This window comes from Janthinobacterium psychrotolerans (assembly GCF_001677885.1).
Classification (GTDB): Bacteria; Pseudomonadota; Gammaproteobacteria; order Burkholderiales; family Burkholderiaceae_D; genus Janthinobacterium; species Janthinobacterium psychrotolerans.
In genome coordinates this window covers 105,529-129,946 of record NZ_LOCQ01000052.1, presented here as the reverse complement: position 1 = coordinate 129,946, position 24,418 = coordinate 105,529, and the positions used below count along the sequence as shown (strand labels likewise).

Below are 24,418 nucleotides of genomic sequence, written 5' to 3'. Positions count from 1 at the left end.
TGTTTGCAGCACATGGCCACGATGCCCGGCGAGACTGAAGCCATTCTTAAACGGCGCGCTGGCCGCTGTAAATTGCCTGAAGCTGTTGCGCGCCGGCCTCATGGAATGGGATCAGGGGCGCCGGCAAGGCGTGGCGCGGTCGTTTCCGCCGCCCGGCAATGGCTGGCCACGCAGTTCTTCCCACAGTTCGCCCAGCGCCACCAGCAGGCCGCCGACCACCAGGGGGATGGCCACCAGCCAGGGAGAATTGTCGAGCCATGGCGCGAGCACGATGGCGCAGATCAAGGCGATGGCGAGCGAGCTCAGCCAGAATCGGCGTGGGTGGCGCAGCGTGAATATCGGGTGTAACGTTGTCATATGTCCTCCTTCGACAAGAACTGGTACAGGCGTGCCGCGAGTATGCTGCTGGCCGCAATGACGACGCAGCCGTCGAGAAAGAACAGCACCATGCCGATCAGATGCATGCCGTAGACCAGGTAAGCCGGCAATTGCAGGGTTTCAGCCCATTGCGTCATCCAGGCCAGCACGATGGCGGCGCCGAAAATGGCCAGGGCCAACAGCAGCATCAGCAGCACGTGTTCAAACAGGCGATTGCGCAGTTTCATGTTGGACTCGCCAAGGTTGATAAGATTCCCGAACCTTGAGTCTGTCAGTCAAACGCATCCACGCTTTGCGCTGGCGCAAAGTCGCCAGTGCAAAGAAAAAAACAGTCTGGATGCCAGGAAAGCCGCTTATTTGAATGCCTTGATCATGGCATCGAGCTGGACCTTGAGCGACTTGTCGTGGTCATGGATGGGGGGTATTTCGCGCTGTATGTCGAGCAACTGGTACACGGCCGTCTGTGCGGCGCGCACCGAGTATTCCACCGTGAATACGACGTCATCGGCCAGTTCGACGAACTGGCTGACCATGGCCAGGTTGGTGGAACGCTCGGGCACGGGCAGCGGGCGGTCGCTCTTGTTGCGCGGCATAAACATGCTGGTGATATACGGCATGCGGCAGGGAATGCAAATGGCGCTGTCCATAATCGCCAGGTCGAAATTCAGGTGGCCGCACAACTCGCGCAGGATGTCGGCGCCGCTGCAGTCGGACATGGGCTTGGCGACGAAGTTGCCGATGCGGTCGGGGTGCAGCGCATAGCCCCAGAACACTTGCACACCTTCCGGCTGGCCGGCAAAGTGCGGCTGGTGCGCCAGCACCACCGACATCAACCAGTTGCTGTCCTTGAAAGTGACCAGGCCGCCCGTGCCGGCCTGGTTGCCCGTGAACTGTTCCATCTTGTCGAAAAACGCCGGGTCTTTCAGCGTGACCGTATAGGAGGCCCAGTACGATTCGGGAATGCTGCTGTTGAAGGCGGCAGGGCGGCCCAGGTCCGGGCGTCCCTGTGCCAGTTTTTCCCACAGGCGCCAGCCGCCGCTGTCGGCCTTGGTCAGCCTGCGCGGCGCGCTCTGCATCGAACCGTGGCTGGAAGCATCCGTCATCGAGCCATTCTGGAAAAATACCAGGTCGCCCTGCTCGACGGCGATCACGTCGGCCAGGCCCCGGCGCTGGCAGTGCAGGGCGGTGGCCGTCAGCTTGCCGTCCTGTTCGTCGATGGCGATGTCGGTCACCGTGCAATCGTGGATCACGATCACGCCTTGCCCGCGCAGCCAGGCGACTAGCGGGCGCACCAGCGAATCGTACTGGTTGTAGATGGTGCGCTTGACGCCGGCCAGCGTCTCGATGCGCGAAAACTCCAGCATGAAACGGTGGAGGTAGCGCTTGAATTCCACCGCGCTATGCCAGGGCTGGAAGGCAAAGGTGGTGGCCCACATGTACCAGAATTTGGTGTCGAAAAATTCGGGCGACAGCCAGTCGGTAATCGCGCTGTTGCCCAGCGCGCCTTCGCCGGCTTCCGTCAGTTTCAGCAGTTCCAGCCGGTCCTGCATGGAGAACCCCATGCTGCCGACATCGACCTTGTAACGGTTGCGGTCGACCAGGCGCGCGCGCGAGTGAGGCAGATGCCGCTGATTGAAGGCGATGGTTTCTTCATGGACGCTCTGGCCCGGGTTTTCCAGCGACGGGATGCTCTTGAACAAGTCCCAGGTGCATTCGTAATTGTCGGTGGTCAGCATGCGGCCGCCGCGCAAGGTGTAGCCGTCTTCGGCATTGCCGCCGCCGTCCAGGCTGCCGCCGGCAAGGCTTGCCGCTTCGAGGATGGTGATATTGCTGCCCTGCATGCCGCCGTCGCGCAGCATGAAGGCGGCTGCCGCCAGCGAGCCGATGCCGCCGCCAACCAGCCAGGCTTTTTTCGTTGTATGGGTCATGCTTTTTTCCGTAAAAGTGAGCGCACGCAGTGCGCAAGAAGACCAGGCCATCGAGCGCCGGGAGAGCGCGCCTTCATGCCCAGCTTATAACTTTTACGGAGAAAATCCCATTTTGCAGAGCAATTGCTCGGTTTTTCTTGACCTAGGTGAGGTCTTGCTGCCTGCGGCGTTCGAAATACAGCAAGTCGCGCCAGGCGCCGTCGAAATACATGGCTTGTTCCGACATGCCATATTGATGAAAACCATTGCGCTGCAGTACCTTCGCCGAGGCCAGGTTGGGCAGGCGCACGATCGACTCCAGGCGCCACAGGTCCAGCGGCCCGAACGCCTGTTCCAGCAGCAGCGCCACCAGGCGGCTGGCATAGCCGCGGCCGCCAAACTGGGCGCCGATGCGGTAGCCCAGCTGCGCCTTGTTGAAGTAGGGGCGCGTCACGCCCGTCAGATTGACCCTGCCGACGATCCGCCCGTCGAGCTTGGCCAGGAACTGGTAAGACTGGTCCTGCTCGCGTTCGCGCTGTGCCTGGTCGATCATGGCGGCGATCGCGTCCGCGCTGTAATACGACGGTGAACGGGCCGTGACCCAGGTTTCGAAATGGGCACGGTTGTCCAGTTCGAACGCCAGCAGATCATGCGTGTCGGCGGGGGTGGGGGGATGCAAGGCGAGGCGGTGGGCGTCGGTCATGGTGGCGTATCAAAAAGAGATGCGCCATTATAATCAGGCAAGGGTTTTACCGTTCGCACCGCCGCCTGTTGAAAGGAATTGCATGCTGTCCCATCTCTGTCTCGGTACCAATGATTTTGCACGTGCTTGCGCGTTTTATACTGACCTGCTCGGTGAACTGGGCCTGGTGCAGAAGTTTCACGACCCGGCCAAGCCCTGGGCGGGCTGGATGACGCCTGGCGTGCCGCGTCCGCTGTTCGTGCTCGGTGCGCCGCACGATGGCCAGGCGGCATCGCCCGGCAATGGCCAGATGACGGCGCTGCTGGCCAGCAGCCGCGCGCAAGTCGACCGCTGCTACCGGGCGGCGCTGGCGCAAGGCGCGGTGTGCGAAGGTCCGCCCGGCTTGCGGCCGCATTACCACGCGCATTATTACGGCGCCTATTTTCGCGACCTCGATGGCAACAAGCTGTGCGTGTGCTGCCACGAGGAGGAATAGTTCAGCGTGCGCCCCATACCTCCGGCTCGGTCCAGCCCAGCTCGGCAAAATCCTGCGCCCGTAGCTCCGCCTCGCCGGCACAGTAAAATTCGTCCAGTTGCGGCGGTTCGACGTGGGTGCCGGCCAGCATGGCATGCACCTGGCCCCGGTGATGGATCTGGTGCTGGAACAGATGCGCCAGCAGGCGCATGCGCGTATCGACCTGCGGCGTGTCGCGCAGGATGGTGACGGGGCGCGCCAGGTCGGCGTCGATGAGCTGGCGGCAGTGCGCGATCAGCCGTTCATCCGAAGCGCGCTGGGCCGCCTGCAGCGCAGGGCAATTGTCGAACGGTTCGTCTTGCGCAAAGAAAACGTAGCAATCGGGATGCGGCGGCTCGCCGCGCAGTTCGCGTTCGAGCGCATCGAGGTAAAACCAGTCGCACGTCAAGATATGGTTCAGCGTGGCCTGGATGGTGGGAAAAAAGCTGGTGCGCACGGCCCGGAACTCGGACGGCGACAACTGGCCGCACGCCTGGTACAGGCGATGGTTGGCCCAGGCATTGTTGTAGGCCTGGGTGCTGATGTAATGGGCAAGGCTGTTGTGCATGATGACCTCTGTTCAATTTCCTGGCGCGGCCCGGGATGCTTTGCGCGCAGGCGCCACTGTATCAGGTAAAATCACGGTTGGAATTTCCCGATAGTGATGCATACAGGGCTTGGACAGAATATGGGTTGGATAGGAAAATTACTGAGCGGCGGCGAAGACAAAAACAAGCCTGCACCAGCCACGACAGCGGCGGCGTCGCCCAAGGTCGAACACGAACCGGCCACCATTGCCGAAATCGATGCCATCTACTACCGCTGGCTGGCGGCTGTGGGCTCGGCCCAGGCGCCGGCGCAGGCCGAGCAGCATATTCTGGACGAATTGACGCGCCTGGCCACTGAACCGATCGCTGGCGCCGCCCTGGTGCCACGCATTCCGGCCATCATTCCGCAACTGATGCGTACCTTGCAAGAAGAAAACATGAGCGCGACCGAGCTGTCGCGCCAGCTGGCGCAGGATGTGGTGCTGGTCGCCGAGGTCTACCGCGAAGCGAACCGGCCCAGCTACCATTCGCGCTACAATTCCAGCCCGTCGATCAGCACCATGGAAGGCGCCATCACGCTGCTCGGGCAAAGCAATATGCGCATGCTGCTGGCCCGGGTCGCCTTTCGTCCCATCGTCAGCATGAAAAACGGCGGGCTGACCGTGCGCACGGCGCCGCTGATCTGGCGCCAGTCCGAAAAATGCGCGCTGGCCGCCAGCCTGGTGGCCCCCGGCATGCAGGCCAGCGCCTTTGACGCCTATCTTGCCGGCCTGATGGTCAATGTCGGCCTGGTGGTGGCGTTCCGGCTGATCGACCAGATGCACGTGCCCGAAGCCTTTCCCCAGTCGGATGCCTTTATTGCCCAGGTATTTGCGCAAGCGCGCATCCTGTCGGTCAGGATCGCCGAACTGTGGGAGTTTCCCGAGTCCGTCACCAGCGCCATTGCGCAGGCCGGGCAGGCCGGCTCGGCGCCGCAAGCCCAGGCGCTGGCGCTTGGCGAGCGCCTGAGCAAGCTGCGCATGCTGGTCGATGCCGCCCAGCTCGATGCTGACGACCCGTTCGTGGTGGCCGGCTTGGGCAGGGGCGCGCTGGCCGCGTTCGACAAGCTGGTCGACGAAGAGGAATAAAGATACTAACGGGCGAAATACAGCTCGTGCAGATGTTCGAGATCGACTTCGCTCGCCTTCTGCGACAGCGCCACCTTGCCGCTTTGCATCAGGTAGACGTGGTCGGCCACTTTCACCGCGCGCGCCGTGTTCTGCTCGACCAGCACGATGGTGCGCTGGCCGTCATTGAGCCGCGCCAGGATCTCGAACAGTTCGTTCACTACCAGCGGCGCCAGGCCCAGCGACGGCTCGTCGACGATCAGCAGCTGCGGGTCCGACATCAGCCCGCGCGCCATCGCCAGCATCTGCGCTTCGCCGCCCGACAGCGAGCCGGCCAGCTGTTTCCTGCGCTCGCGCAGGCGCGGGAACATGGCGTAGGAACTCTCGAGCCGCTCGCGCATATGGGCGCGGTGCGCCTTCGGAAACGCGCCCATGATCAGGTTTTCCTCCACGCTCATGTCGCGAAACGTCATGCGGCCTTCGGGTATCATCGTGACGGCCGCGTCGCTCATCTTCCACGTTGGCGTGCCGTTGAGGACCTTGCCATCGAGGCTGATGCTGCCCGCGCTGGCTGGCACCAGGCCCATGATGGCGCGCAGCAGGGTGGTCTTGCCGGCGCCGTTGGGGCCGATAATCGTCGTCAGCTTGCCCTTCTGAACGGTCAACGAGACGTCCCACAGCACATTGATGGCGCCATAGCCGGCGCGCAAATTGGTCACTTCAAGCATCCGCGGCTCCCGTATAACTTTTGATGACGGCCGGATCGCGAAACACCGCGTCCGGCGCGCCGTCGGCGATCAGCTGGCCAAAATTGAGCACCGCCACGCGCGGGCACAGATTGCTGATGGTTTCGATATCGTGCTCGATCATCACGATGCCGACCCCAAACTTCGCGTGCAGGTCTTTCAGCATGCCCATGAAGCGGCGCTTGCCCGTCGTTTCCAGGCCGGCCAGCACTTCGTCCAATAGCAGCAGCTTCGGATCGGTCGCCAGCGCTTTGGCCACTTCCAGCGCCTTGAGTTCCGTCAGCGCCAGTTCGCTGGCCGCATCGCGTCCGGCCTTGGCGGTCAAGCTGGTGAAGTCGAGGATTTCATCGATTTTGCGATGATCGACCTTGCCGGTGCCGAAGCGCTGTGCGACGACCAGGTTTTCGCGCACCGTCAGTTCATGCATGGGCTGCGGAATCTGGAAGGTGCGCCCGATGCCCAGGCGCGCGCGCTGGTACATCGGCGTGGCCATCACGTCGCGCCCCTCGAAGCGGATCGCGCCGCTGGTCGGACGCACCAGGCCGGAAATCGCATTGAACAGCGTGGTCTTGCCGGCGCCGTTCGAGCCCACCAGGCCGAGCACGTCATTGCTGGCGATCGAGAGGGTGACCGAATCGACGGCCGTCAGGCCGCCGAAGCGCACCGATACATGATCAAGTTCAAGCATGTTTTTTCTCCTTGCCTGACCATTTTTGCAGCAGCGGCAGCAGGCCGTTCGGGCTGAAGACGACCATCGCCACCAGCAGTACGCCCAGCACCAGCTGGTGGCCGGTGGGGATCAGCGACTTGAAGATCAGCTGGTCGACCAGGTAGACCACCACCGCGCCCAGCACGGGGCCGAGGATGGTGCGGTAGCCGCCGAAGATCGCCGCCACGATGGGCAAGGTGACCCACAGGCCGTTGAAGGCGTAGTCGGGTTCCAGGAAGTTGATGTAGTGGGCGTTGAAGGCGCCGAACAGGCCGGCCATGAAAGCCGACACCAGCAGCATCGCGCCTTTCAGCAAGGTGCTGTTGACGCCGACCACGCGCGTGGCATCCTCGCTGTCGTGCATGGCGCGCAGGGCGATGCCGTAGTGGCTCGAACGGATGCGGCTGTAGGCAAACGCACAGGCCACCACCAGCGTCAGCACCACCAGGTAGGCGCCGGTCTTGCTGGCCAGGTCCACGCCGAACACGGTGGGCAGGGTGGGAATATTGGCCACTCCGCCCGAGCCGCCGGTGAGCGAGCTCCATTCGGTGGCCACGATGCGGAAGATATGTGCGTAGGCCAGGATGGCCAGCGCAAAATACGGCCCGCGCAGGCGCAAGACCGGCAGCATGATGACGGCCGAAATCGTCGCGCCGACGCCGCCGAGCAGCATGGCGGCAAACACGGGCAGGCCCAGTTTGACGGTGGTGAGCGCCGAAACATAGGCGCCGACGCCGAAGAACGCCGCATGGCCGAAGCTGACCATGCCGCCCAGGTTGCCCAGCAAGGCCCAGGACAGCGCCACGCCGCCGATGATCAGGGCCGCCACCACCATGCTCATCACATACTGATTGCTGCCAAGCAGTAGCGGCACGGCCACGTAAGCGGCCAGCAGCAGACCGATGGTGGAAATGAAGGAAGAAGATTTCATCCGCGCCTCCGCACCGCGCCGAACAGGCCGTTCGGCATGACGAACAGCACCAGCAGGAACAGCACCATGCCGGACAACTCCTGCAGCGCCGAACTGGCCAGCGTTACCGTCAGCGCTTCGGCCACGCCCAGCAACACGGCGGCGATCAGCACGCCCGGGATCGAGCCGATGCCAGCCAGCACGGTGATGATGAAAGCTTTCACGGTCAGCGCGCCGCCGTAGGCCGGCTGGATCACGCCATAGCTGAACAGCGCCACGCCGGCAAACGCGGCCAGAATGCCCGCCACCAGGAACGACACCATCTCGGTGCGGCCCGGGTCGATGCCCATCAGCTTGGCCGCATCGCGGTTGCTGGAGACGGCGCGCACGGCGCGGCCATACCAGCTGGTGGCCAGCCAGCGCCACAGGGCCGCCATCAGCACCAGGCTGACGCCGAAGAAAATCACTTCGCTGCGCATGCTGAAAAAGGGCCCGATCTCAAAGCCTTCCTGCAGCCAGCTCGACGAGGTCGAACGGATGTCGGCCTTCCACACCAGCAAAATGAAATTGGTGAGGATGACGCCGATGCCGTAGGTGAGGATCAGCGAATTGATTTCGCGATCCTTCTTGATGCGGCTGACGATGTAGTAGACGCCGACCGAGGTCAGGCTGACGATCACCAGCGCGATGGGAATGGCAAACATCGGCCCCAGGCCCAGGCCGGACTCCACGCTGTAGGCGATATAGGCCGCCAGCAGCACCAGTTCGCCGTGCGCCAAGTTGATGATCTTCATGGTGCCGAACACCAGCGCCAGACCGAGCGCGATCAGGGCGTAGGAGCCGCCCTGCAGCAGGCCCGAATACAGGGCCTGCAGGATTAATTCTGTCATGTCGTTATCCCGTCAGGCAGCCGGCCAGTGTCCGCAAGGGACGAATGGCCGGGCTGTCGTTTATCGGTGCGCGGCCAATGCTGGCGCGCAGGACTGCTTACCAGGGCAGGGCAGGGTAGACCAGCTTGCCGGTGGCGTTTTCCTTCGGCCAGACGATCACCACTTTCTTGTCCTGGTGCTGGGCCATGCGGTGCACGAAATTCAGGTTGTCGCCGTTGGCGGAAAACTGCACCCGGCCAATCAAGGTCTCGCGGTCGGTCTTGCGCATCTCGTCGGCCACGCCGCCTTTTTTTACCGTGCCCTTGTCGGCCGCGCGCGCGATCGCTTCGAACAGCAGCATCGACTGCACATAGCCGAACTGGCCCAGGTAGTCCGGTTCCTTCTTGTACAGCTGCTTGTAGGCGTCGCTGAAGGCCTTGCCGTCGGGCGTCTTGAATTCGGTCGGGAAGGGCAACAGCGCCGTGCCGAACACGTTCGGCATCAGGTCGGGGAAGTCGGCCGCCATTTTCGGCGTCGCCAGCGACCACACGCCCACCATCGCCTTGATCTTCGGTTTCAGCACGCGCGCGGCGCGGATAATGCCCACATAATCGTTCTCATAGCCGACCATGGCGACCACTTCCGACTTGTCCTGCAGCTTGATCTTGTTGATGATGGGCTTGAAGTCGGTAATCGCAGGATCGAACGAATGCGAGGTCACTTTCACGCCTTTTGCGGCCAGCGCTTTTTCCACGTCCTTGGCAAGACCGGTGGTGGCGTCCTTGGTCGAATAGACGATGGAGACCGATTTTGCGCCCACGTCCTGCAGCATGCCCAGCATGGCTTTTTCGTAGCCGGCCGTGTTATTGATGCGGAAAAAATTCTTGCGTCCGCTGGTCACCAGGCTGTCGTCGACGCCGCCCGAGGTGATGTACACCAGGCCCAGTTTGTTCGCCGTGTCCGAGGCCGGCGAGATATTGTTCGAACCGTAGCCGCCGGTAATGGCCACCACGCCCTGGCTGGCCAGTTTTTCGACCGCAGCGATGGCTTTTGCCGGCGCCGATTCGTCATCGACGGTAATGATTTTCACCGTGTGCTTGCCGTTGGTCTTGTTGAAGACCTCGGCCGCCACCATGATGCCTTCCTGCATGCCGGCACCGACCCGCGCCAGGTTGCCGGTCAGCGGAATTTCGGCGCCGACCAGGAACTCCTCGGCGCCGGCGGTGGACATCCAGGCGCCCGCAACCAGGGTGGCCATGGCGATACGTGTCAGTGTGCGTTTCATGTTTGTCTCCTCTGTGATTCGTTCAAAGCAGCCCGCTGGTGTTTTATTGTCGGGTGTATTGGCGTTCAGTGCAAATCAATGATGCTTTCTTTGCTGCGCCATCTGCCGCAGCTGTCCTTTCAGGATCTTGCCGGTGGCCGCCGCCGGCAGCGCCTCCATCACGATAATGTCGCTCGGGCATTTGTACGGCGACAGCGTGCCGGCCAGCCAGGCCTGCAAGGCTTCCAGGGTGACCGGCTGGCGCGGATCGAGTTCCACATAGGCCACCACCTCTTCATTGCCATCGGCCGTGCCGCAGCCGACCACCGCCGACTGGATCACGGACGGGTGGGCGTTCAAGGCCGTTTCCACCTCCAGCGGATAGACATTGAAGCCGGAGCGGATGATCAGTTCCTTGGTGCGCCCGACGATGAACAGCGCGCCGTCCTCGCCTTGGCGCGCCATGTCGCCCGTATTGAGCCAGCCGCCGTCGCGCATGGTGGCGGCCGTCATTTCCGGCTCCCGGTAATAACCGGCCATCACGTTCGGCCCGCGTATCCACAGTTCGCCAGGCTGACCCGGCGCCACATCGACGCCATCGGCGTCGACGATGCGCGTTTCCACGCCGGGAATCGGCGCGCCGACCGAGTCATCCTGGCGCGGCGACTCCAGGCGCGTCTGGCTGATGGTGGGCGAACTCTCCGTCATGCCGTAGCCATTGTGCAGCGGCGTTCCCAGCAGCTGCTCGACCTCGTGTTTCAGCGATGGCGCCAGCGGCGAGCCGCCCGCATAGGCAAAGCGCAGTTGCGTCGGCAATGGCGTGCCCGAGCCGCCCACCGTCTGCAGCAGCCTGGCATACATGGCCGGCACGCCCTGCACGATGGTGAGGCCATCGTCCTTCAATGCCGACAGCAGGCCCTCGACGGAAAAACGCGGCACCAGGAACAGGGCCGCGCCCGCGTAAAGCGTGCCGAGCGCCACCGACGCCAGGCCATACACATGCGAGATCGGCAGCACGCCATAGGCGCGGTCAAGCTGCGTCAGGCCGCGCAGCTTGCTCGACACGGCGGCGATAAACAGCAGGTTGCGGTGCGTCAGCATCACGCCCTTGGGGTGGCCGGTGGTGCCGGTGGTGTAGATCAGTGCCGCCACCTGTTCGTTCCCCGGCTGCGTGGCTTCGGCCACCGCGTCGTGGTTCAGGGGGCCGGCCAGCAGCTCGCCCATGCCGTCGATGGTCACCGCGCTGCTGGCTACCCGCTGCGCATGGGCGGCCGCTTCTTTTGACGATGCGTGCAGGTACAGCACGCGCCGCGCCGTCGAATGCGCGGTGATGGTATCGATCTCGCGCGCCGACAGCCGCGCGTTGACATTGACGATCCAGGCGTCGAGGCGGGCTGCGGCGAAAATCAGCGCCACCTGCAGCGCGCAGTTTTCGCCGACCACCACCAGCCGGTCGCCGGGCCGCACATCGAGCTCGCGCAGCCGCCGCGCCGCGTCTTCCACGCTGTGCCGCAGCTGGGCATAGGTCCAGTGGCGGCCGCCTTCATGCAGCGCGGGCGCCTCGGGCGTGCTGGCGGCCCAGCGCTCTGGGATCGCCGACAGGCGCGCCGGCAAGCTGGCCAGCAGGGCGGGGATGTCGTCCATCGCGGCCTCCTTCACTTTTGCGCTGCCTTGATCATGTTGCGGGCGATGACGATCTGCTGGATCTGCGTCGTGCCCTCGTAGATGCGGAACAGGCGCACGTCGCGGTAGAAGCGCTCGGCCGCGTATTCTGAAATATAGCCGGCGCCGCCATGGATCTGCACCGAACGGTCAGCCACGCGGCCGCACATCTCGGAGGCGAACAGCTTGCAGCACGACGCTTCCGTCGAAATATCTTCCTTGTTGTCGCGCCGGCGCGCGCAATCGAGCACCATGCTGCGCGCCGCATAGATCTCGGCCTTGCTGTCGGCCAGCATGGCCTGGATCAGCTGGAATTGGGCGATCGGCTGGCCGAACTGCTGGCGCTCCATGGCGTAGGCCAGGGCGTCGGCCAGCATGCGTTCGGCCGCGCCCACGCAGACGGCGGCGATATGCAGGCGGCCCTTGTCGAGCACCTTCATGGCCGTCTTGAAGCCCACGCCTTCCTTGCCGCCGATAATGTTGGCGGCCGGTACGCGGCAGTTTTCAAAGATCACGTCGCAGGTGTGTGCGCCCTGTTGGCCCATTTTCTTGTCGATCTTGCCGAGCGAGAGGCCCGGCGTGTTTTTTTCCACGATAAACGCGGAAATGGCCGAGGCGCCACGCCTGGTCGGGTCGGTGCGCGCCATCACGGTAAAAATGCTGGCCTCGGGCGCGTTGGTGATATAGCGCTTGCTGCCGTTGAGGATATAGAAGTCGCCATCGCGCACGGCGGTGGTGCGCAGCGACGCCGCGTCCGAACCGGAGCCGGCCTCCGTCAATGCGAACGAGCCGATGATCTCGCCGGCCGCCAGTTTCGGCAGGTAGTATTGTTTCTGTTCTTCCGTGCCGTCGATGACGATGCCCTGCGAACCGATGCCGTTGTTGGTGCCGATCAGCGAGCGGAAGGCGGGCGAGGTGCGGGCGATTTCAAACGCCACGCGCACTTCCTCTTCCATGCTCAGCTGCAGGCCGCCGTAGGCTTCGGGAATCGACAGGCCGAACAGGCCCAGTTCGCGCATCTGCGCCACGATGGCCGGCGGAATGGTGTCGGTTTCGGCCACCAGCTGTTCGTTCGGCACCAGCACTTCGCGCACGAAGCGGCTGATGCTGTCGAGCAGGATATTGAGGGTTTCTTCGTCGCGTATCATGTGATCCTTTTGCGTAGATGGAAGGGCGCCTAGCCGCGGCCCAGATTGGATTCGATGTTTTTCACCAGCGCCACCAAGCGCGGGCCCAGGTCCGATTCGAGCTTGTCGCGCGACAGCAGAAAAGCCGGGCCGCCGCAGTTGAAGGCCATCACCTGCTCGCCATCAAGACCCAGCATGGGCACGCCCACGGCGTGGATGTCGTTCTGCCATTCGCCGGCCGAGATGCAAAAACCGCGCTCCTGGTAGTCCCTGAAACCCTGCTCGATGCCGGCCTTGATGCGCGGCCAGCGTTCGGTGTCGTGGGTGCGCGCATGGTCCATCAGGTAGTCGCGTTCCGACTGCGGCAGGATGCACAGCAGCGCCTTGCCCATCGCCGTCGTCATCAGGGGAATGCGCGAGCCGACGTCGAGGCGCAAGGTGACATTGGCGCTGCTGCGGCAGGTTTCCACGTACACCATGCTGAGCCGGTCGCGCGTGCCCATCGACACCGACGCCTGCGCATGCTCGGCCAGTTCCTCCATCAGCGGGCGCGCCATCTTGCGCACGTCCAGGTTCGACAGCATGCGGTAGCCCAGCGCCAGCACGCCGGCGCCCAACTGGTACTTGCCCAGCTGTTCGGAATAATTGAGGTAGCCCAGTTTCGTCAGGGTATAGGTCAGGCGCGAAATGGTCGGCCTGGGGATCGCCGTGCGCCTGGCCATGTCGGCGTTCGACAGGTAGATTTCGCCGGGACGAAAGCAGCGCAGCACTTCCAGGCCACGCGCCAGCGCATTGACGAACTGGCGGTCCTTGCCTTCGTCCTCGTCGCTGAAGACGACGATTTCCGGATCGATCGCAGGCTGCATATTGTTCAGATTGGCGTTCATTTTGTCTCGCTCCTGTCATTCAGTTTGCCCAGCGACACCCCCCATGTCAACCGTTTTGTGAAACATTCGTTCGCACAGCGAAATGGTGCGGCGCACTAAAAGCGTGCCGTAATTGCCTGCTGGCATCGCTTGTTTTTATGGTAACCATTTGTCGTCATCAGGCGGTAACAGACTGGTGCTATCGTGCCGGCACTGTCAACCCACCGTCCGGAAACCATCATGCCGCACCTGCCACGCCTGTCCCCGCGCCACCTGCTGATCCCCACCGCGATTGCCATCGGCGTCGTCGCCGCTGCCTGCGGCGGCGACGATACCTTCGTCGTGCCGCCAATCGCCCAGGGCCGCTGGATCGCCGGCGACCTGCACACCCACACCACGCAGTCGGCCGACGCCGACGTCAGCCAGACCCTGGACAAGGTATTGAGCAAGGCGTTCAATACCTATGGCCTGGACTGGATGGCGGTGACCAATCACCTGCGCGTGTCGACCCGTGACGACAAGGGCAATCTGCTGGCTGCGCCGATACCGATGGCGACCGGCGTCGAGCGCTACGAGCTGCCGCGCCTGGCCGCGCTGCAGGCGCCGGGCGCCGCTTACGCCAGCAAGCTGATTTTCTCGGGCTTCGAATGGGATATGCCGACCCATGACCATATCGGCATCGGCATTTTCGACGGCGGCGACAAGCTGGCCGTCAGCACCGGTGGCGTGCGCGAATTCGAATACCTGTTTACCACCCGCGACGCCACCATGTTCGATACGACCGACGTGGCGGCCTGGAAGGCCAAATACGGCGCGACGCGCTACAACAAGACCGGCGACGATGCGCTCAAGGCCATCGGCTGGCTCAAGGACAATTACCCGAACACCAGCTATGCGGTGATCAACCACCCGTCGCGCAACAAGGGCAGCTACACGGTGGAAGACTTCCGCCGCTTCAACGACCTGGCGCCCAACATCGTGTTCGCCATCGAAGGCATGGTCGGCAACCAGATGGAGCCGGACCGTGGCGGCTATACCGCCGCCTACACGCCCGAGAACGCGCCGCTGCGCGCCTATGGCGGCGTCGACTACGTGGTGGCGAAAGTCGGTGGCGTGTGGGACGCCTTGCTGGGCGAAGGGCGCCGGGTCTGGAACCTGACCGACTCGGACACCCACTTCAAGATCGTCGGCAACAACAGCAGCGGTTACTTCCCGGGCGAATACGCAAAAAATTATGTGTTCAACGGCGCCAGCGGCGCCGCCACCGCGAAAGACCTGCTGCAGGGACTGCGCTCGGGGAAAATGTTCTCCGTCTACGGTGACCTGATCAACGCGCTCGACTTCAACCTGGCCGGCGCCAGGGAACGCAAGGAAATGGGCGGCGAACTCCAGGTCGTCAGCGGCGAGAAGGTCACCATTACCATCCGCTTCAAGAGCCCGGCGAAAAACAACTACGAAAAGCCGGTCGACAGCGGCATGGCCGCCAGCGTCAAGCCGGTGGTCGACCATGTCGACCTGATCGCCGGCGATGTGGGCGCAAAAGCGGCGCAGGGCACGGCGGCGTATGCGGTGGCCACCAATGCATCTACCCGCGTGGTGAAGCGCTTTACCAGCGCCGACTGGAAGCTGGGCGCGGACGGCTATTACACCATCAGTTACGACACCGTCGCTTCAAAAAGCCAGTATTTTCGCCTGCGCGGCACCAACCTGGGCGTGGACGTGGCCGGCCTGACCCAGGGCGGCGAACCGCTGGCCGACCAGCGCACGGCCGGCGCCGACAACCTGCAGCGCTTCAACGACATCAACGACCGCAACTACCGCAGCCTGTGGTTCTATTCGAATCCGGTATTCGTCACGGTGCGCTGAACGCCCCCAGGTCCGGCGCCGTGCCCTTGAATGGCAGGCCGACATCGACGCCCTGGCCGATCAGGGCACTGCTGCTGCGCAGGTGATAGCTGCGCAGCACCGGCAGGCTGCCGTCGGCCTGGCGTGGCGCATCCCAGCCGGTGGCGCCAACGTCGTCGAAATCGCGGTCGGTCACCGTCGCCGGCAAGGTCCACGAATTGTGGTTCATGTCGAGGCCCTCGGCATGGACCAGCAGCCGGCCCTTGTAGGCCAGGTTGTTGCGCAGATTGCCAACGCTGATGGGCGAGCCATCGGGCGCGATGCCGAGCAGGTCGAAGTTGCTGCCGTTGCCAAACGCCGTATTGTTGAAGAAGTCGATCGCCAGCGGATGGTGGTTGGCATAGAAGCCCGCCGCCTTGTTCAGGAAGGCCACCGAAAAGCGCACCGTGTGCCTGACGCCGTTGGCCACATACACGCCGCCGTAGCCGCCGGCCTTGATGCCGTTGCCATTGCCGGCCGCCAGCGGCGTGGTGGTGCCCGGCAGATAGCCCTGGCGCCAGGCCCAGGACGATTCGATGGTGACGGGAGAATAGGCGTTGATCAGGTCGAAGCCGTCGTCGCTGTTGGCCCACGCGCGGCAGCCGCGAAACACATTGCCGGGCTGGTTGGCCTTGATATGGGCGCCGAAGCCGTCGGCGCTTTGCCCGGCGCCATTCGAGGTGTACGGGTCGTAGTTGTGGTGCGAGTCGCTGTTGAGCACCAGGTTATGGCTGCCGTTCTGGATGAACAGGCCCGGTCCCATATTGTGGTGCAGGTCGAACTGCTCGAAAATATCGTGGCTGCCATTGATCCATACGCCCCATGATTCGTGATTGAGGCGATTTTGCGGCTGCTGCGGCGCGCCCGTGATTTCCAGCCCCTTCAGGTGCACCCAGCTGGCGGTGACCGCCAGCCCCTTGACCCGGCAATCGTCTTTCATGGCGCTGAAGTCGAACACGGGCTTTTCGCCCGGGTAGGCCCAGTAGCGTATCGGCTGGCCGTCGCGGCCGCTCTTGTCGACGCGGATGGCGTCAACCACCGCCGTGCGGCTGGCGCAGGTGTTCACGCCGGCCATGATGGGGTAGCGTCCGCCGCGAAAATACACGGTGTCGCCCGGGTGCGCCTGCGACTGCGCATGCATGAACGAGGCCCAGGGCGCGGCCTGGCTGCCATCGGCCTGGTCATTGCCTTGCGGCGCGACATAAAAATCGGCGCTGTGCGCCGCGAGGGGAAGCATGCTGGCGCCAGCGAGCAGCAGGGCGGCGAGGTGTTTGTTCATGCCGCTTATTGTAGAGCGGGCGTGCCAGCCCTGGCGCAGGCTTGCATCACGATAGCCGCCGGCGCTGGCGTCAGCTTTTCACGTCGATCAGGCTGCCCAGCGCCTGGCCAGCGGCTTTTACCACATTGGCCGACAGGTTGAAGCCGGCCTGGTAGACCAGGGTGTCGCTCAGTTCGGACGCCAGGCCCACGCCGTTCGTACGGCTGGCAGCAGCTGCCTCGGATGGGGCGGCAGTGTTTTCGCTGGCCGACAGCCGGCGTCCCTCGGCGGACAGGGTCACGCCGCTGCCTGCCGGGCTGCTTTCCCGGAACTGGGTGCGCTGTGGCTGGAAGCCGGGCGTATTGGCGTTGGCGACATTGTTGGCGGCCACGTCCAGCGCGCGCTGGTTGGCGCTCAGGCCCGAGGTGCCGGTGGTGAGGGCGGAGATGGACATGATGGCTCCCTGAAGTAGACTGCCAGTTTACTCCTGTCTGCTGTTGCCGATAAAAAATGCCACCCGAAGGTGGCATGCTTGCATCAGAAATCAGCGGCGCATCAGGTAGGTGCGTGCGATTCCGAGGTCGACTTGATGTCGTGCGCGTTGGCGCGCTCGAAAATTTCCTTGACGACCTTGATCTGGTCCGACGACTCGGTATGCACCGAGATCAGGATATTGCCGTTGCGAACCTTGTCGTCGTACTGCTTGGCTTCCAGTTCGGGAATGCCCATGCCGACCAGGCCGCCGACAATCCCGCCCGCCGCGCCGCCGATGGCCGCGCCGCCGAGGGCCGCCATGATCGGGCCGGCCGCGATGAACGGGCCGACGCCTGGGATCGCCAGCGAGCCGATGCCCACCAGCCAGCCCAGCACGGCGCCGGTACCCATGCCGGCCACGCCGCCGGTGGCCGCGCCTTCCGGCATCTTGGTGTTTTGCTCATGGGCGAAATCGCGGGTGCCGGTCTTGTCCGGGAACAGCACCGAGATATCGTTGTTCGAGAAGCCGGCGTCTTTCAGCGAGTTGACGATGACTTCGGCCTGGGTGTGTTCCTGGGCGATGCAATAAACGGCGTTCTTGCTCATGGTGATACTCCTTGATGGGTGTTGTTTAATTGGTTTTGATATCGAGTTTGTTGTCGATGCGGTTCACGCCGGCCAGCGGCTTGATCAGTTCTTCAATTCTGGTTTTTTCCTCGGCCGATTTGACCGGGCCGCGCAGCGTCACGACGCCGTTTTTCACGAGGATCTTCACGTTATGGGCGGTGGTCGACAGCGACTCGTCCTTGACCACGGCCTTGCGCGCTTCGGCCAGCAGCGTGCGGTCGGTTTTGGCGTTCGACTGCTTCTGTGGCGTCTGGCTGGCGGTGCCCTTGTCGCGTTCGTTCATGTCCGAATTGTCGGCCGCCGGGCTGGCGACGCCAGGCTTGCTTTGATCGTTGGCATGCGGCGCCGTTTGCGCCGTGGCGATCGAGGCGCTGCACGCCAGTGCCAGCGTCAGGCTGATGAGTTTTATTGCGTTACGCATTCCATGCTCCTTGTAGGTACCGGCGGTTGTTGTGCCGAGAACTTCAGCATAGAACAGACAAGATTGACACGGTGTTAAGTACCTCACCTTGTGGGAAAGTAAATGGCTGCCGAGAAAAAACTTGCTGTCGATAATTCTTTAATATTGCTTTGAGTAATCCTTGAACTAGACTCGACGCTGGTGTTTTTTTCCGCTCCATGGAGTTGCTTATTTTCCCGCCTGCCTGCCGCCTGTCGCTCAGTCTCCCGCTCGGTCTCCTGTTCAGCTTGCCCATGCTTGTTCACGCATCGCCGTTGCCTCTGGATGCAGGCTTGCGCGAAGAAGTCATCATGCTGGCATCCGGCGACGGCGGCCATGAATCGCTGGAAACCACCGTATTTCGCCCGCCGGGCGCCGGGCCGTTCCCGCTGCTGCTGATGAATCACGGCAAGCAGCCGGGGCCGGCACGGCGGCAGCCGCGCGAACGTTTTATTTATATGGCGACCGAATTCGTCCGGCGCGGCTATGCCGTGATGCTGCCGATGCGCGCCGGCTATGCCGGCTCGAGCGGCAGCTACCGTGACCATGGCTGCGACATGGCGGCCAACGCCGCCGGCCAGGCGCGCGACGTGCGCGACGCGCTGGCCTATGCGCGGCGCCAGAGCTGGGTCGATGCCAGCCGCATCGTGCTCGCCGGCCAGTCGTATGGCGGCCTGGCGGCGCTGTCGCTGGCGACTCAGCGGCTGCCTGGCGTGCGCGGCGTGCTCAATTTTGCCGGCGGCCTGCGCATCGATGACGGCGCGTGCGACTGGCAGGCGGCGTTGACACAGGCGTTTGCCGCGCTGGGCGCGGCCAGCCAGGTGCCCAGCCTGTGGCTGTATGGCGAGAACGACGCCTATTTCGCGCCACCGCTGGTGCGGCGCCTGTACCAGGCTTATACGGCGGCCGGTGGCCAGGCCGAGCTGCTCGCCTATGGCGCCTTCAAGCGCGACGCGCACCTGACCCTGGGCAGCCGCGACGGCGTGGCCGTGTGGCTGGCGCCCACCGAGCGCTTCCTGCGCCGCATCGGCATGCCGGCCGCGCCGGTGGTTGCCCTGGCCGAACCTGCGCCGCTGGCGGCCACCCAATTTGCCAGCCGCGCCGATATCGGCGCCGTGCCCTACCTGGCCGAGAGTGGCCGCGCCGCCTACCGCGCCTTTTTGAACAAGCTGCGGCCGCGCGCCTTTGCCGTGTCGTCCAGCGGCGCCTGGGGCTGGGCCGAGGAGGGCGAAAGCCCGGACGTTCGGGCGCTGGACTCATGCCAGCAGGGCAGCAGCGCACCCTGTCAGCTCTATGTGGTCGATGACAATGTGGTGTGGCCGGCGGGCGGGCAATAGGATTGCGCGTACGATAAGACCTGCCGCGACTGCCCGCTTCGGTATAATCGGGGCAAGCCTACCCATCACTTGAGAACAAATCACTATGGCGTCATCCCCAGAAAACCTCAGCATGGCCGTGTTTTGCGACTTTGAAAACGTCGCCCTCGGCGTGCGCGATGCAAACTACGAAAAATTCGACATCAAACCCATCCTCGAGCGCTTGCTGCTCAAGGGCAGCATCGTTGTCAAGAAGGCCTATTGCGACTGGGACCGCTACAAAAGCTTCAAGGGCACCATGCACGAAGCGAACTTCGAGCTGATCGAAATCCCCCATGTGCGCCAGTCCGGCAAGAATTCGGCCGACATCCGCCTGGTGGTCGACGCGCTCGACCTGTGCTACACCAAGGCCCATGTGAACACCTTCGTCATCATCAGCGGCGACTCCGACTTTTCGCCGCTGGTGTCGAAACTGCGCGAGAACGCCAAGCAGGTGATCGGCGTCGGCGTCAAGCAGTCGACCTCCGACCTGCTGGTGGCCAACTGCGACGAATTCATCTTTTACGACGACCTGGTGCGCGAAAGCCGCCGCACGGCCGCCAAGCGCGGCGACGCGCGCGACGAGCGCGACACGCCGGCGCCGAAGCGCACGCCCGACGAGGAAGTGCGCCGCAAGGAAAAATACGAGTCGCGCAAGACCGAGGCGATCGAGATGGCCGTGGCCACCTTCGATGCGCTGGTGTCCGAACGCGGCGACAGCGGCAAGATCTGGGCCTCGATGCTGAAAGAAGCGATCAAGCGCCGCAAGCCCGACTTCAGCGAATCGTTCTACGGTTTCCGCACCTTCGGCAACTTGCTGGAAGAAGCACAGGCGCGCGGCCTGCTGGAATTTGGCCGCGATGAAAAATCGGGCGCTTATGTTTACCGCAGCAGCGGCCAGGTGGCGGCCGCCGCGCCCGTCTCTGCCAATGCGGACGCCACCATCGACAGCGTGGTGACAGAGGTCGCCGTCACGGCCGAAGAGAACAGCCGCGAGAATGGCAGCCGCCGCGATTCGCGCCGCAATGGCCGGGGCGGGCGCAAGCAGAATGAGCAGCGCCGTGGCGAGAACGCCCAGCCGGCCTTTGTACCGGTGGCCGAAGCCGAGGCGGAAACACCGGTCGCGGTGATGGACGTGGCCGAGGACGCGCCGGTGGTGATCGATGCCGTGACCGAGGTCGCCGCCGAAGAGAACAACGCCAAGCGCGGCTCGCGCCGCAATGGCCGTGGCGGGCGCAACAACCGCGAGGCGCGCGCCGCGGTGCCGGAGATAGTGGAAGCTGCGCCGGTGGTTGAATTCGTGCCAGAGCCGGTGGACGAGGTGGTCGTTGAGCCGGTGATTGAAACGCCGGACGAAGCCAAGCCTAAACCGAAGCGTACGCCGGCCCGCAAGGCGGCGGCTGCCAAGAAGCCGGCCAAGACGGCGGTGGAAGCGGTGGTGGAAGTTGCGCCGGTGGTTGAAGTCGTGCCGGTGGTGGAAGAACAGCCGGCCAAGCCGCCGCGCAAGACGCCGGCGCGACGTCCTGCGCGCAAGAAGGCTGAAGAAGCTTGATTGAGGCGGCGAATCAGGCTTAATCATGTACCCCGGCGAACGCTTCAACAGCATCTCCCACGTGGTCGGCGCGGCGCTGGCCGCCGTCGGTGGCGTGGTGCTGATCGTGGTGGCGGCGCTGACGGGCGACGCCTGGAAAATCGTCAGCTGCAGCGTGTATGCGGCCATGCTGCTGACCTTGTATGTCACTTCCTCGCTGTATCACAGCATACGCAGCGCCAGGGTCAAGGCCGTGCTGCAGCGGCTCGACCATTGCGCCATCTACCTGCTGATAGCGGGCACCTACACGCCCTTCATGCTGGTGACCCTGCGCGGACCGTGGGGCTGGTCGCTGTTCGGCGTGGTGTGGGGCCTGGCGCTGGTCGGCATCGTGCAGGAATACCTGTATGCCAAAGGCGCGCGCATCCTGTCGCTGGTGATCTACGTGATGATGGGCTGGCTGATCGTGATCGGCATCCAACCCTTGCTGGCGGCGCTGGAGTGGAACGGTTTCCTGTGGCTGGCCGCGGGCGGCCTGTGCTACACGGGCGGCATCGGTTTTTACGCCACCGACCACAAGCTGCGCCATGGCCACGGCATCTGGCATCTGTTCGTGCTGGCCGGCAGTATCTGCCATTTTGTCGCCATTTTGTTCTACGTTGCCTGATGTAGAAGGCAAACCCGGCATCTGGCCGGACTATTGCCACCATTCCATTATAATGCCCTGATCTGTGAAACAAGGGCAAGAATGGACATCAACTCGGACGACCTGAAAATCTTCGTCACCGTCATCGACAGCGGCACCCTGAGCGCCGCCGCCGTGCACCTGGGGCAAACCACCTCGGGCGTGAGCCGGGCGCTGTCGCGGCTGGAAGACAAGCTGGCCACGTCCTTGCTCACACGTACCACGCGGCGCATGGAGCTGACGGAAGAAGGGCAGTTGTTCCTGGCCCGCGCGCGCGCCATCCTGGCCTCGATGGAAGAGGTGGAAGAATCGATCCGCATCCGCCGCCAGAAGCCGGCCGGGCGCCTGTGCGTCGATGCGGCCTCGCCGTTCATGCTGCACTGCGTGGTGCCGCACGTGGCCGAGTTTCGCGCCATCTACCCGGAAATTCGCCTGGAGCTGACCAGCAACGACCAGATCGCCGACCTGCTCGAACACCGCACCGACATCGCCATTCGCATCGGCGCGCTGGCCGACTCCACCCTGCATGCGCGCGCCTTGAGCGCCAGCCCGCTGCACCTGCTGGCCACGCCGGCCTACCTGGCGCGCCACGGAGAACCGGCCACGCCGGAAGACCTGGCGCATCACGCACTGCTCGGTTTTGCCCAATACGACCTGGGCAACTGCTGGCCGCTGCGCCACGAGGCCGGCAACAGCCTGCAGATCGTGCCGGCGCTGGCCGCCTCCAGCGGCGAAACCCTGCGCCAACTGGCGCTGCGCGACCAGGGCATCGTGTGTTTGTCGGACTTCATGACGAAGGGCGATATCGCCGCCGGGCGGCTGGTGAAAGTGCTGCAGCCGTACTACACCGGCTACCGCCAGCAGATCCACGCCGTCTACTACCGCAACACGCAGCTGGCGCAGCGCATCAGCTGCTTCCTGGAGTTCCTGCAGCAAAAGCTGTAGGCAGGCGCGCCGTTACCGCCAGGCCGCCGCCTTGCCGGTTGCGGCAGGCCAGGTCGCCGCCATGCGCCTGGCAGATGGCGGCGGCGATCGCCAGCCCCAGGCCGCTGCCGCCGCAATCGCGCGCGCGCGAGCGTTCGGCGCGCCAGAAGCGGTCCAGCATGGCTGGTAGCTGGTCTTCAGCCACGCCTGCGCCACGATCGCCGACGCAGATTTCCACCATGGTTCCGACGCGCCGTGCGGTAATCTCCATCAGCTTGCCATCGGCCGCGTAGCGCAGCACATTGTCGAGCAGGACGGACAGCAGCTGGCCGATGCGGCCACGGTCGGCATGGACGGTGAGGGCGGTCGCCTCGGGCCAGAGCAGCAGCATGCCGGCCTGCTGCAGGCGCGGCGCAATCCAGCCCAGGCGCTCGGCCAGCAGCTCGCGCAGGCAAAATACTTCGCGTTCGAGCACCAGCTGCCCGGCGCGCGCCAGCGATACCAGGTACAGGTCGCTGATCAGGCGGTTGATTTCGTCGAGCTGCCGGTGCACGGCCTGCAATTGCGCCGCTTCCAGCGGAAACACGCCGTCGAGCATGCCCTGCACGCGGCCCATGGCGGCGTTCAGCGGCGTGCGCAATTCATGCGCCAGCACGGCGCTCGAGGCGCGCACTTCGCGTTCATACTGCTGCAGCCGCATCGTCATGTCGTTGAAGTTGTTGGCCAGTTCCGTCAGCTCCTGCGGCGCGGCCTTTGTGACGCCCACGCGCGTGGCGAAGTCGCCATGGCTGACACTGCGCGCCGCGTCGGCAACACGGGTGAACTGGCGCGACAGCGGGCGCGCCGTCCATAGTCCCAGCAGCACCAGCACCGGCACCGTCGCTGCCACCATCACCAGCAGCGCGATCCAGTCCGGATTGGCCAGGCCCGGCAGGAAGCGGTTGGCCGGGCCCTGCTTCTGGATCAGCTGCCACAGGCGCGCTTCATTCTGCTTCGGATGCAGGCGCAGCTGTTCGAACTCCTGGCGCTCGGCCACCGGCATCTTGCGCAGCAGGCGCTCGTCGTCGAGCTGGAAATACAGCCACATGCCGGCCGCGATGGCCAGCACGGCGCCGACCGCCAGTGCGCTCATGCGCAGGCCCACCCACCACCACAGCGGCGCGCTGATCGGCTCGCCGCGCCCGGAAGTGCCGGCCTTCATTGGTAGCGGTAGCCAAAGCCGCGCACCGTCAGCAGCACGCCGTCGATGCCGTGCTGCCCCAGCTTGCGCCGCAAATTGAAGATATGCACGTCGACCACCCGTTCGAGCGCATCGCTGTCCGGGTTGCACACGTCCAGCAGTTCCTGGCGCGTAAACGCTTTCGATGGCGTGCGCACGAACCTGGCCAGCAGGTTGAATTCGGCTGGCGTCAAGGTCAGCATGCTGGCCTGGCCTTCGCCATCGCTGACGCTGGCCTGCACGGCGTCGGTATCGACCGTCAGCAGGCCATGGCGCAGCAGCTTGCCGGCCAGTTGCGTCGGGCGGCTGCGGCGCAGCACGGCGTGCACGCGCACCACCACCTCTTTCGGGCTGTAGGGCTTGACCACATAGTCGTCGGCGCCATAGCGCAGCGCACCGAGCTTGTCCGACTCGTCGCCCACTGCGGTGACCATGATGATGGGCGTATCGCCGATACGGCGCACGGCCGCCAGCACGTCGGTGCCGCTGATCCTGGGCAGCATCACGTCGAGCAGGATCAGGTCCGGCTGCCACTGCGCGTGCATCTCCAGCGCCAGCGCGCCATCGGCCGCAATGCGCACCTCGAAGCCGTCTTTCAGCAGATAGCCTTCGAGCACGCTGGCGCTGTCGAGGTGATCCTCGACGACGAGAATTTTTTGTCGGGCGTAGTTCAAGGCAGGCTTCTTAATCAAATCCAAATAAAACCCGAAACGTCTCTTGATGAACGGGAGCGA

Annotated in this window: 26 protein-coding genes; 7 read left to right on the top strand and 19 right to left on the bottom strand. The window is 64.1% G+C overall.

Going from position 1 to position 24,418, the window contains the following annotated elements:
- Nucleotides 1-111: 111 nt before the first annotated feature.
- The 4 genes from ASR47_RS10410 to ASR47_RS10395 all read right to left on the bottom strand — a co-directional run bounded on the left by ASR47_RS10410 (nucleotide 112) and on the right by ASR47_RS10395 (nucleotide 2,988).
- Complete coding sequence (locus tag ASR47_RS10410) at nucleotides 112-357, bottom strand: hypothetical protein (RefSeq protein ID WP_065307697.1); 246 nt, start codon at nucleotides 355-357, stop codon at nucleotides 112-114.
- Nucleotides 354-605, bottom strand: a complete 252-nt coding sequence (locus ASR47_RS10405) for a hypothetical protein (RefSeq protein ID WP_065307696.1) — start codon at nucleotides 603-605, stop codon at nucleotides 354-356. The genes ASR47_RS10410 and ASR47_RS10405 overlap by 4 nt, the downstream gene beginning before the upstream one ends.
- Nucleotides 606-731: 126 nt before the next feature.
- Entirely contained in the window at nucleotides 732-2,357 is a 1,626-nt protein-coding gene (locus ASR47_RS10400; protein WP_082988854.1) for an oleate hydratase, read from the bottom strand.
- 91 nt (nucleotides 2,358-2,448) lie between these two features.
- Nucleotides 2,449-2,988: a GNAT family N-acetyltransferase gene (locus ASR47_RS10395; RefSeq protein ID WP_065307694.1), complete on the bottom strand. Its 540-nt coding sequence runs from the start codon at nucleotides 2,986-2,988 to the stop codon at nucleotides 2,449-2,451.
- Nucleotides 2,989-3,070: 82 nt separating this feature from the next.
- Here ASR47_RS10395 and ASR47_RS10390 point away from each other — a divergent pair, with 82 nt between their 5' ends.
- Nucleotides 3,071-3,463 carry a VOC family protein gene (locus ASR47_RS10390; protein ID WP_065307693.1) on the top strand — a complete coding sequence of 131 codons (393 nt, stop codon included), beginning with the start codon at nucleotides 3,071-3,073 and terminating at the stop codon, nucleotides 3,461-3,463.
- Between the two features lies 1 nt (nucleotide 3,464).
- Here the strand turns inward: ASR47_RS10390 and ASR47_RS10385 are convergent, their stop codons facing one another.
- The gene (locus ASR47_RS10385; protein ID WP_065307692.1) at nucleotides 3,465-4,049 is read right to left on the bottom strand and encodes a DinB family protein; all 585 of its coding nucleotides are present in this window, start codon (nucleotides 4,047-4,049) and stop codon (nucleotides 3,465-3,467) included.
- Nucleotides 4,050-4,169: 120 nt separating this feature from the next.
- Between ASR47_RS10385 and ASR47_RS10380 the strand changes: the two genes are divergently transcribed.
- Nucleotides 4,170-5,156, top strand: a complete 987-nt coding sequence (locus ASR47_RS10380; protein WP_065307691.1) for an HDOD domain-containing protein — start codon at nucleotides 4,170-4,172, stop codon at nucleotides 5,154-5,156.
- Nucleotides 5,157-5,161: 5 nt separating this feature from the next.
- On the opposite strand, the gene ASR47_RS10375 is transcribed toward ASR47_RS10380, so the two are convergent.
- From ASR47_RS10375 to ASR47_RS10340, 8 genes are all read right to left on the bottom strand, one after another.
- On the bottom strand, nucleotides 5,162-5,863 hold the full coding sequence (locus tag ASR47_RS10375; protein ID WP_065307690.1) for an ABC transporter ATP-binding protein: 702 nt from the start codon (nucleotides 5,861-5,863) through the stop codon (nucleotides 5,162-5,164).
- A complete protein-coding gene (locus tag ASR47_RS10370; RefSeq protein ID WP_065307689.1) occupies nucleotides 5,856-6,569 on the bottom strand; it encodes an ABC transporter ATP-binding protein in 714 nt (237 codons plus the stop codon). Before ASR47_RS10370 ends, ASR47_RS10375 begins: the two co-directional genes overlap by 8 nt.
- Nucleotides 6,562-7,521, bottom strand: coding sequence for a branched-chain amino acid ABC transporter permease (locus ASR47_RS10365; protein ID WP_065307688.1), 960 nt, complete (start codon nucleotides 7,519-7,521; stop codon nucleotides 6,562-6,564). The genes ASR47_RS10370 and ASR47_RS10365 overlap by 8 nt, the downstream gene beginning before the upstream one ends.
- On the bottom strand, nucleotides 7,518-8,390 hold the full coding sequence (locus ASR47_RS10360) for a branched-chain amino acid ABC transporter permease (protein ID WP_065307687.1): 873 nt from the start codon (nucleotides 8,388-8,390) through the stop codon (nucleotides 7,518-7,520). The genes ASR47_RS10365 and ASR47_RS10360 overlap by 4 nt, the downstream gene beginning before the upstream one ends.
- Before the next feature lie 97 nt (nucleotides 8,391-8,487).
- Nucleotides 8,488-9,654, bottom strand: coding sequence for an ABC transporter substrate-binding protein (locus tag ASR47_RS10355; RefSeq protein WP_065307686.1), 1,167 nt, complete (start codon nucleotides 9,652-9,654; stop codon nucleotides 8,488-8,490).
- A gap of 75 nt (nucleotides 9,655-9,729) precedes the next feature.
- Complete coding sequence (locus tag ASR47_RS10350) at nucleotides 9,730-11,277, bottom strand: class I adenylate-forming enzyme family protein (protein WP_065307685.1); 1,548 nt, start codon at nucleotides 11,275-11,277, stop codon at nucleotides 9,730-9,732.
- Between the two features lie 11 nt (nucleotides 11,278-11,288).
- Entirely contained in the window at nucleotides 11,289-12,443 is a 1,155-nt protein-coding gene (locus tag ASR47_RS10345) for an acyl-CoA dehydrogenase family protein (RefSeq protein ID WP_065307684.1), read from the bottom strand.
- Nucleotides 12,444-12,472: 29 nt separating this feature from the next.
- A complete protein-coding gene (locus tag ASR47_RS10340) occupies nucleotides 12,473-13,309 on the bottom strand; it encodes an IclR family transcriptional regulator (protein WP_245714316.1) in 837 nt (278 codons plus the stop codon).
- Nucleotides 13,310-13,528: 219 nt separating this feature from the next.
- Here ASR47_RS10340 and ASR47_RS10335 point away from each other — a divergent pair, with 219 nt between their 5' ends.
- Nucleotides 13,529-15,154, top strand: coding sequence for a CehA/McbA family metallohydrolase domain-containing protein (locus ASR47_RS10335; RefSeq protein ID WP_065307683.1), 1,626 nt, complete (start codon nucleotides 13,529-13,531; stop codon nucleotides 15,152-15,154).
- Here ASR47_RS10335 and ASR47_RS10330 read toward each other — a convergent pair.
- From ASR47_RS10330 to ASR47_RS10315, 4 genes are all read right to left on the bottom strand, one after another.
- Nucleotides 15,141-16,451 (bottom strand): right-handed parallel beta-helix repeat-containing protein, encoded by a 1,311-nt coding sequence (locus ASR47_RS10330; RefSeq protein WP_065307682.1) that lies wholly within the window; start codon nucleotides 16,449-16,451, stop codon nucleotides 15,141-15,143. The genes ASR47_RS10335 and ASR47_RS10330 overlap by 14 nt on opposite strands.
- 70 nt (nucleotides 16,452-16,521) lie before the next feature.
- Nucleotides 16,522-16,884, bottom strand: a complete 363-nt coding sequence (locus tag ASR47_RS10325) for a flagellar basal body protein (RefSeq protein ID WP_065307681.1) — start codon at nucleotides 16,882-16,884, stop codon at nucleotides 16,522-16,524.
- A gap of 101 nt (nucleotides 16,885-16,985) precedes the next feature.
- Complete coding sequence (locus ASR47_RS10320; protein WP_065307680.1) at nucleotides 16,986-17,510, bottom strand: hypothetical protein; 525 nt, start codon at nucleotides 17,508-17,510, stop codon at nucleotides 16,986-16,988.
- Between the two features lie 25 nt (nucleotides 17,511-17,535).
- The gene (locus ASR47_RS10315; RefSeq protein ID WP_082988853.1) at nucleotides 17,536-17,952 is read right to left on the bottom strand and encodes a BON domain-containing protein; all 417 of its coding nucleotides are present in this window, start codon (nucleotides 17,950-17,952) and stop codon (nucleotides 17,536-17,538) included.
- 329 nt (nucleotides 17,953-18,281) lie between these two features.
- Here ASR47_RS10315 and ASR47_RS10310 point away from each other — a divergent pair, with 329 nt between their 5' ends.
- The 4 genes from ASR47_RS10310 to ASR47_RS10295 all read left to right on the top strand — a co-directional run bounded on the left by ASR47_RS10310 (nucleotide 18,282) and on the right by ASR47_RS10295 (nucleotide 22,486).
- Nucleotides 18,282-19,307, top strand: coding sequence for a dienelactone hydrolase family protein (locus tag ASR47_RS10310; protein WP_245714315.1), 1,026 nt, complete (start codon nucleotides 18,282-18,284; stop codon nucleotides 19,305-19,307).
- An 85-nt stretch (nucleotides 19,308-19,392) separates the two neighbouring features.
- Nucleotides 19,393-20,877, top strand: coding sequence for an NYN domain-containing protein (locus tag ASR47_RS10305; protein ID WP_082988852.1), 1,485 nt, complete (start codon nucleotides 19,393-19,395; stop codon nucleotides 20,875-20,877).
- Between the two features lie 25 nt (nucleotides 20,878-20,902).
- On the top strand, nucleotides 20,903-21,523 hold the full coding sequence (trhA, locus tag ASR47_RS10300) for a PAQR family membrane homeostasis protein TrhA (RefSeq protein ID WP_065307678.1): 621 nt from the start codon (nucleotides 20,903-20,905) through the stop codon (nucleotides 21,521-21,523).
- An 81-nt stretch (nucleotides 21,524-21,604) separates the two neighbouring features.
- Nucleotides 21,605-22,486, top strand: coding sequence for a LysR family transcriptional regulator (locus ASR47_RS10295; protein WP_065307677.1), 882 nt, complete (start codon nucleotides 21,605-21,607; stop codon nucleotides 22,484-22,486).
- Here ASR47_RS10295 and ASR47_RS10290 read toward each other — a convergent pair.
- Nucleotides 22,449-23,666, bottom strand: a complete 1,218-nt coding sequence (locus tag ASR47_RS10290; protein WP_065307676.1) for a sensor histidine kinase — start codon at nucleotides 23,664-23,666, stop codon at nucleotides 22,449-22,451. The two genes, ASR47_RS10295 and ASR47_RS10290, sit on opposite strands and share 38 nt — an antisense overlap.
- Nucleotides 23,663-24,358 carry a response regulator transcription factor gene (locus tag ASR47_RS10285; RefSeq protein ID WP_065307758.1) on the bottom strand — a complete coding sequence of 232 codons (696 nt, stop codon included), beginning with the start codon at nucleotides 24,356-24,358 and terminating at the stop codon, nucleotides 23,663-23,665. The genes ASR47_RS10290 and ASR47_RS10285 overlap by 4 nt, the downstream gene beginning before the upstream one ends.
- Nucleotides 24,359-24,418 lie beyond the last annotated feature (60 nt).

Coding starts and splice junctions, on each gene's coding strand:
- ASR47_RS10410 (WP_065307697.1), bottom strand. CDS start 357: ATGACAACGTTACACCCGATATTCACGCTGCGCCACCCACGCCGATTC.
- ASR47_RS10405 (WP_065307696.1), bottom strand. CDS start 605: ATGAAACTGCGCAATCGCCTGTTTGAACACGTGCTGCTGATGCTGCTG.
- ASR47_RS10400 (WP_082988854.1), bottom strand. CDS start 2,357: ATGGCCTGGTCTTCTTGCGCACTGCGTGCGCTCACTTTTACGGAAAAA.
- ASR47_RS10395 (WP_065307694.1), bottom strand. CDS start 2,988: ATGACCGACGCCCACCGCCTCGCCTTGCATCCCCCCACCCCCGCCGAC.
- ASR47_RS10390 (WP_065307693.1), top strand. CDS start 3,071: ATGCTGTCCCATCTCTGTCTCGGTACCAATGATTTTGCACGTGCTTGC.
- ASR47_RS10385 (WP_065307692.1), bottom strand. CDS start 4,049: ATGCACAACAGCCTTGCCCATTACATCAGCACCCAGGCCTACAACAAT.
- ASR47_RS10380 (WP_065307691.1), top strand. CDS start 4,170: ATGGGTTGGATAGGAAAATTACTGAGCGGCGGCGAAGACAAAAACAAG.
- ASR47_RS10375 (WP_065307690.1), bottom strand. CDS start 5,863: ATGCTTGAAGTGACCAATTTGCGCGCCGGCTATGGCGCCATCAATGTG.
- ASR47_RS10370 (WP_065307689.1), bottom strand. CDS start 6,569: ATGCTTGAACTTGATCATGTATCGGTGCGCTTCGGCGGCCTGACGGCC.
- ASR47_RS10365 (WP_065307688.1), bottom strand. CDS start 7,521: ATGAAATCTTCTTCCTTCATTTCCACCATCGGTCTGCTGCTGGCCGCT.
- ASR47_RS10360 (WP_065307687.1), bottom strand. CDS start 8,390: ATGACAGAATTAATCCTGCAGGCCCTGTATTCGGGCCTGCTGCAGGGC.
- ASR47_RS10355 (WP_065307686.1), bottom strand. CDS start 9,654: ATGAAACGCACACTGACACGTATCGCCATGGCCACCCTGGTTGCGGGC.
- ASR47_RS10350 (WP_065307685.1), bottom strand. CDS start 11,277: ATGGACGACATCCCCGCCCTGCTGGCCAGCTTGCCGGCGCGCCTGTCG.
- ASR47_RS10345 (WP_065307684.1), bottom strand. CDS start 12,443: ATGATACGCGACGAAGAAACCCTCAATATCCTGCTCGACAGCATCAGC.
- ASR47_RS10340 (WP_245714316.1), bottom strand. CDS start 13,309: ATGAACGCCAATCTGAACAATATGCAGCCTGCGATCGATCCGGAAATC.
- ASR47_RS10335 (WP_065307683.1), top strand. CDS start 13,529: ATGCCGCACCTGCCACGCCTGTCCCCGCGCCACCTGCTGATCCCCACC.
- ASR47_RS10330 (WP_065307682.1), bottom strand. CDS start 16,451: ATGAACAAACACCTCGCCGCCCTGCTGCTCGCTGGCGCCAGCATGCTT.
- ASR47_RS10325 (WP_065307681.1), bottom strand. CDS start 16,884: ATGTCCATCTCCGCCCTCACCACCGGCACCTCGGGCCTGAGCGCCAAC.
- ASR47_RS10320 (WP_065307680.1), bottom strand. CDS start 17,510: ATGAGCAAGAACGCCGTTTATTGCATCGCCCAGGAACACACCCAGGCC.
- ASR47_RS10315 (WP_082988853.1), bottom strand. CDS start 17,952: ATGCGTAACGCAATAAAACTCATCAGCCTGACGCTGGCACTGGCGTGC.
- ASR47_RS10310 (WP_245714315.1), top strand. CDS start 18,282: ATGCTGGCATCCGGCGACGGCGGCCATGAATCGCTGGAAACCACCGTA.
- ASR47_RS10305 (WP_082988852.1), top strand. CDS start 19,393: ATGGCGTCATCCCCAGAAAACCTCAGCATGGCCGTGTTTTGCGACTTT.
- trhA (WP_065307678.1), top strand. CDS start 20,903: ATGTACCCCGGCGAACGCTTCAACAGCATCTCCCACGTGGTCGGCGCG.
- ASR47_RS10295 (WP_065307677.1), top strand. CDS start 21,605: ATGGACATCAACTCGGACGACCTGAAAATCTTCGTCACCGTCATCGAC.
- ASR47_RS10290 (WP_065307676.1), bottom strand. CDS start 23,666: ATGAAGGCCGGCACTTCCGGGCGCGGCGAGCCGATCAGCGCGCCGCTG.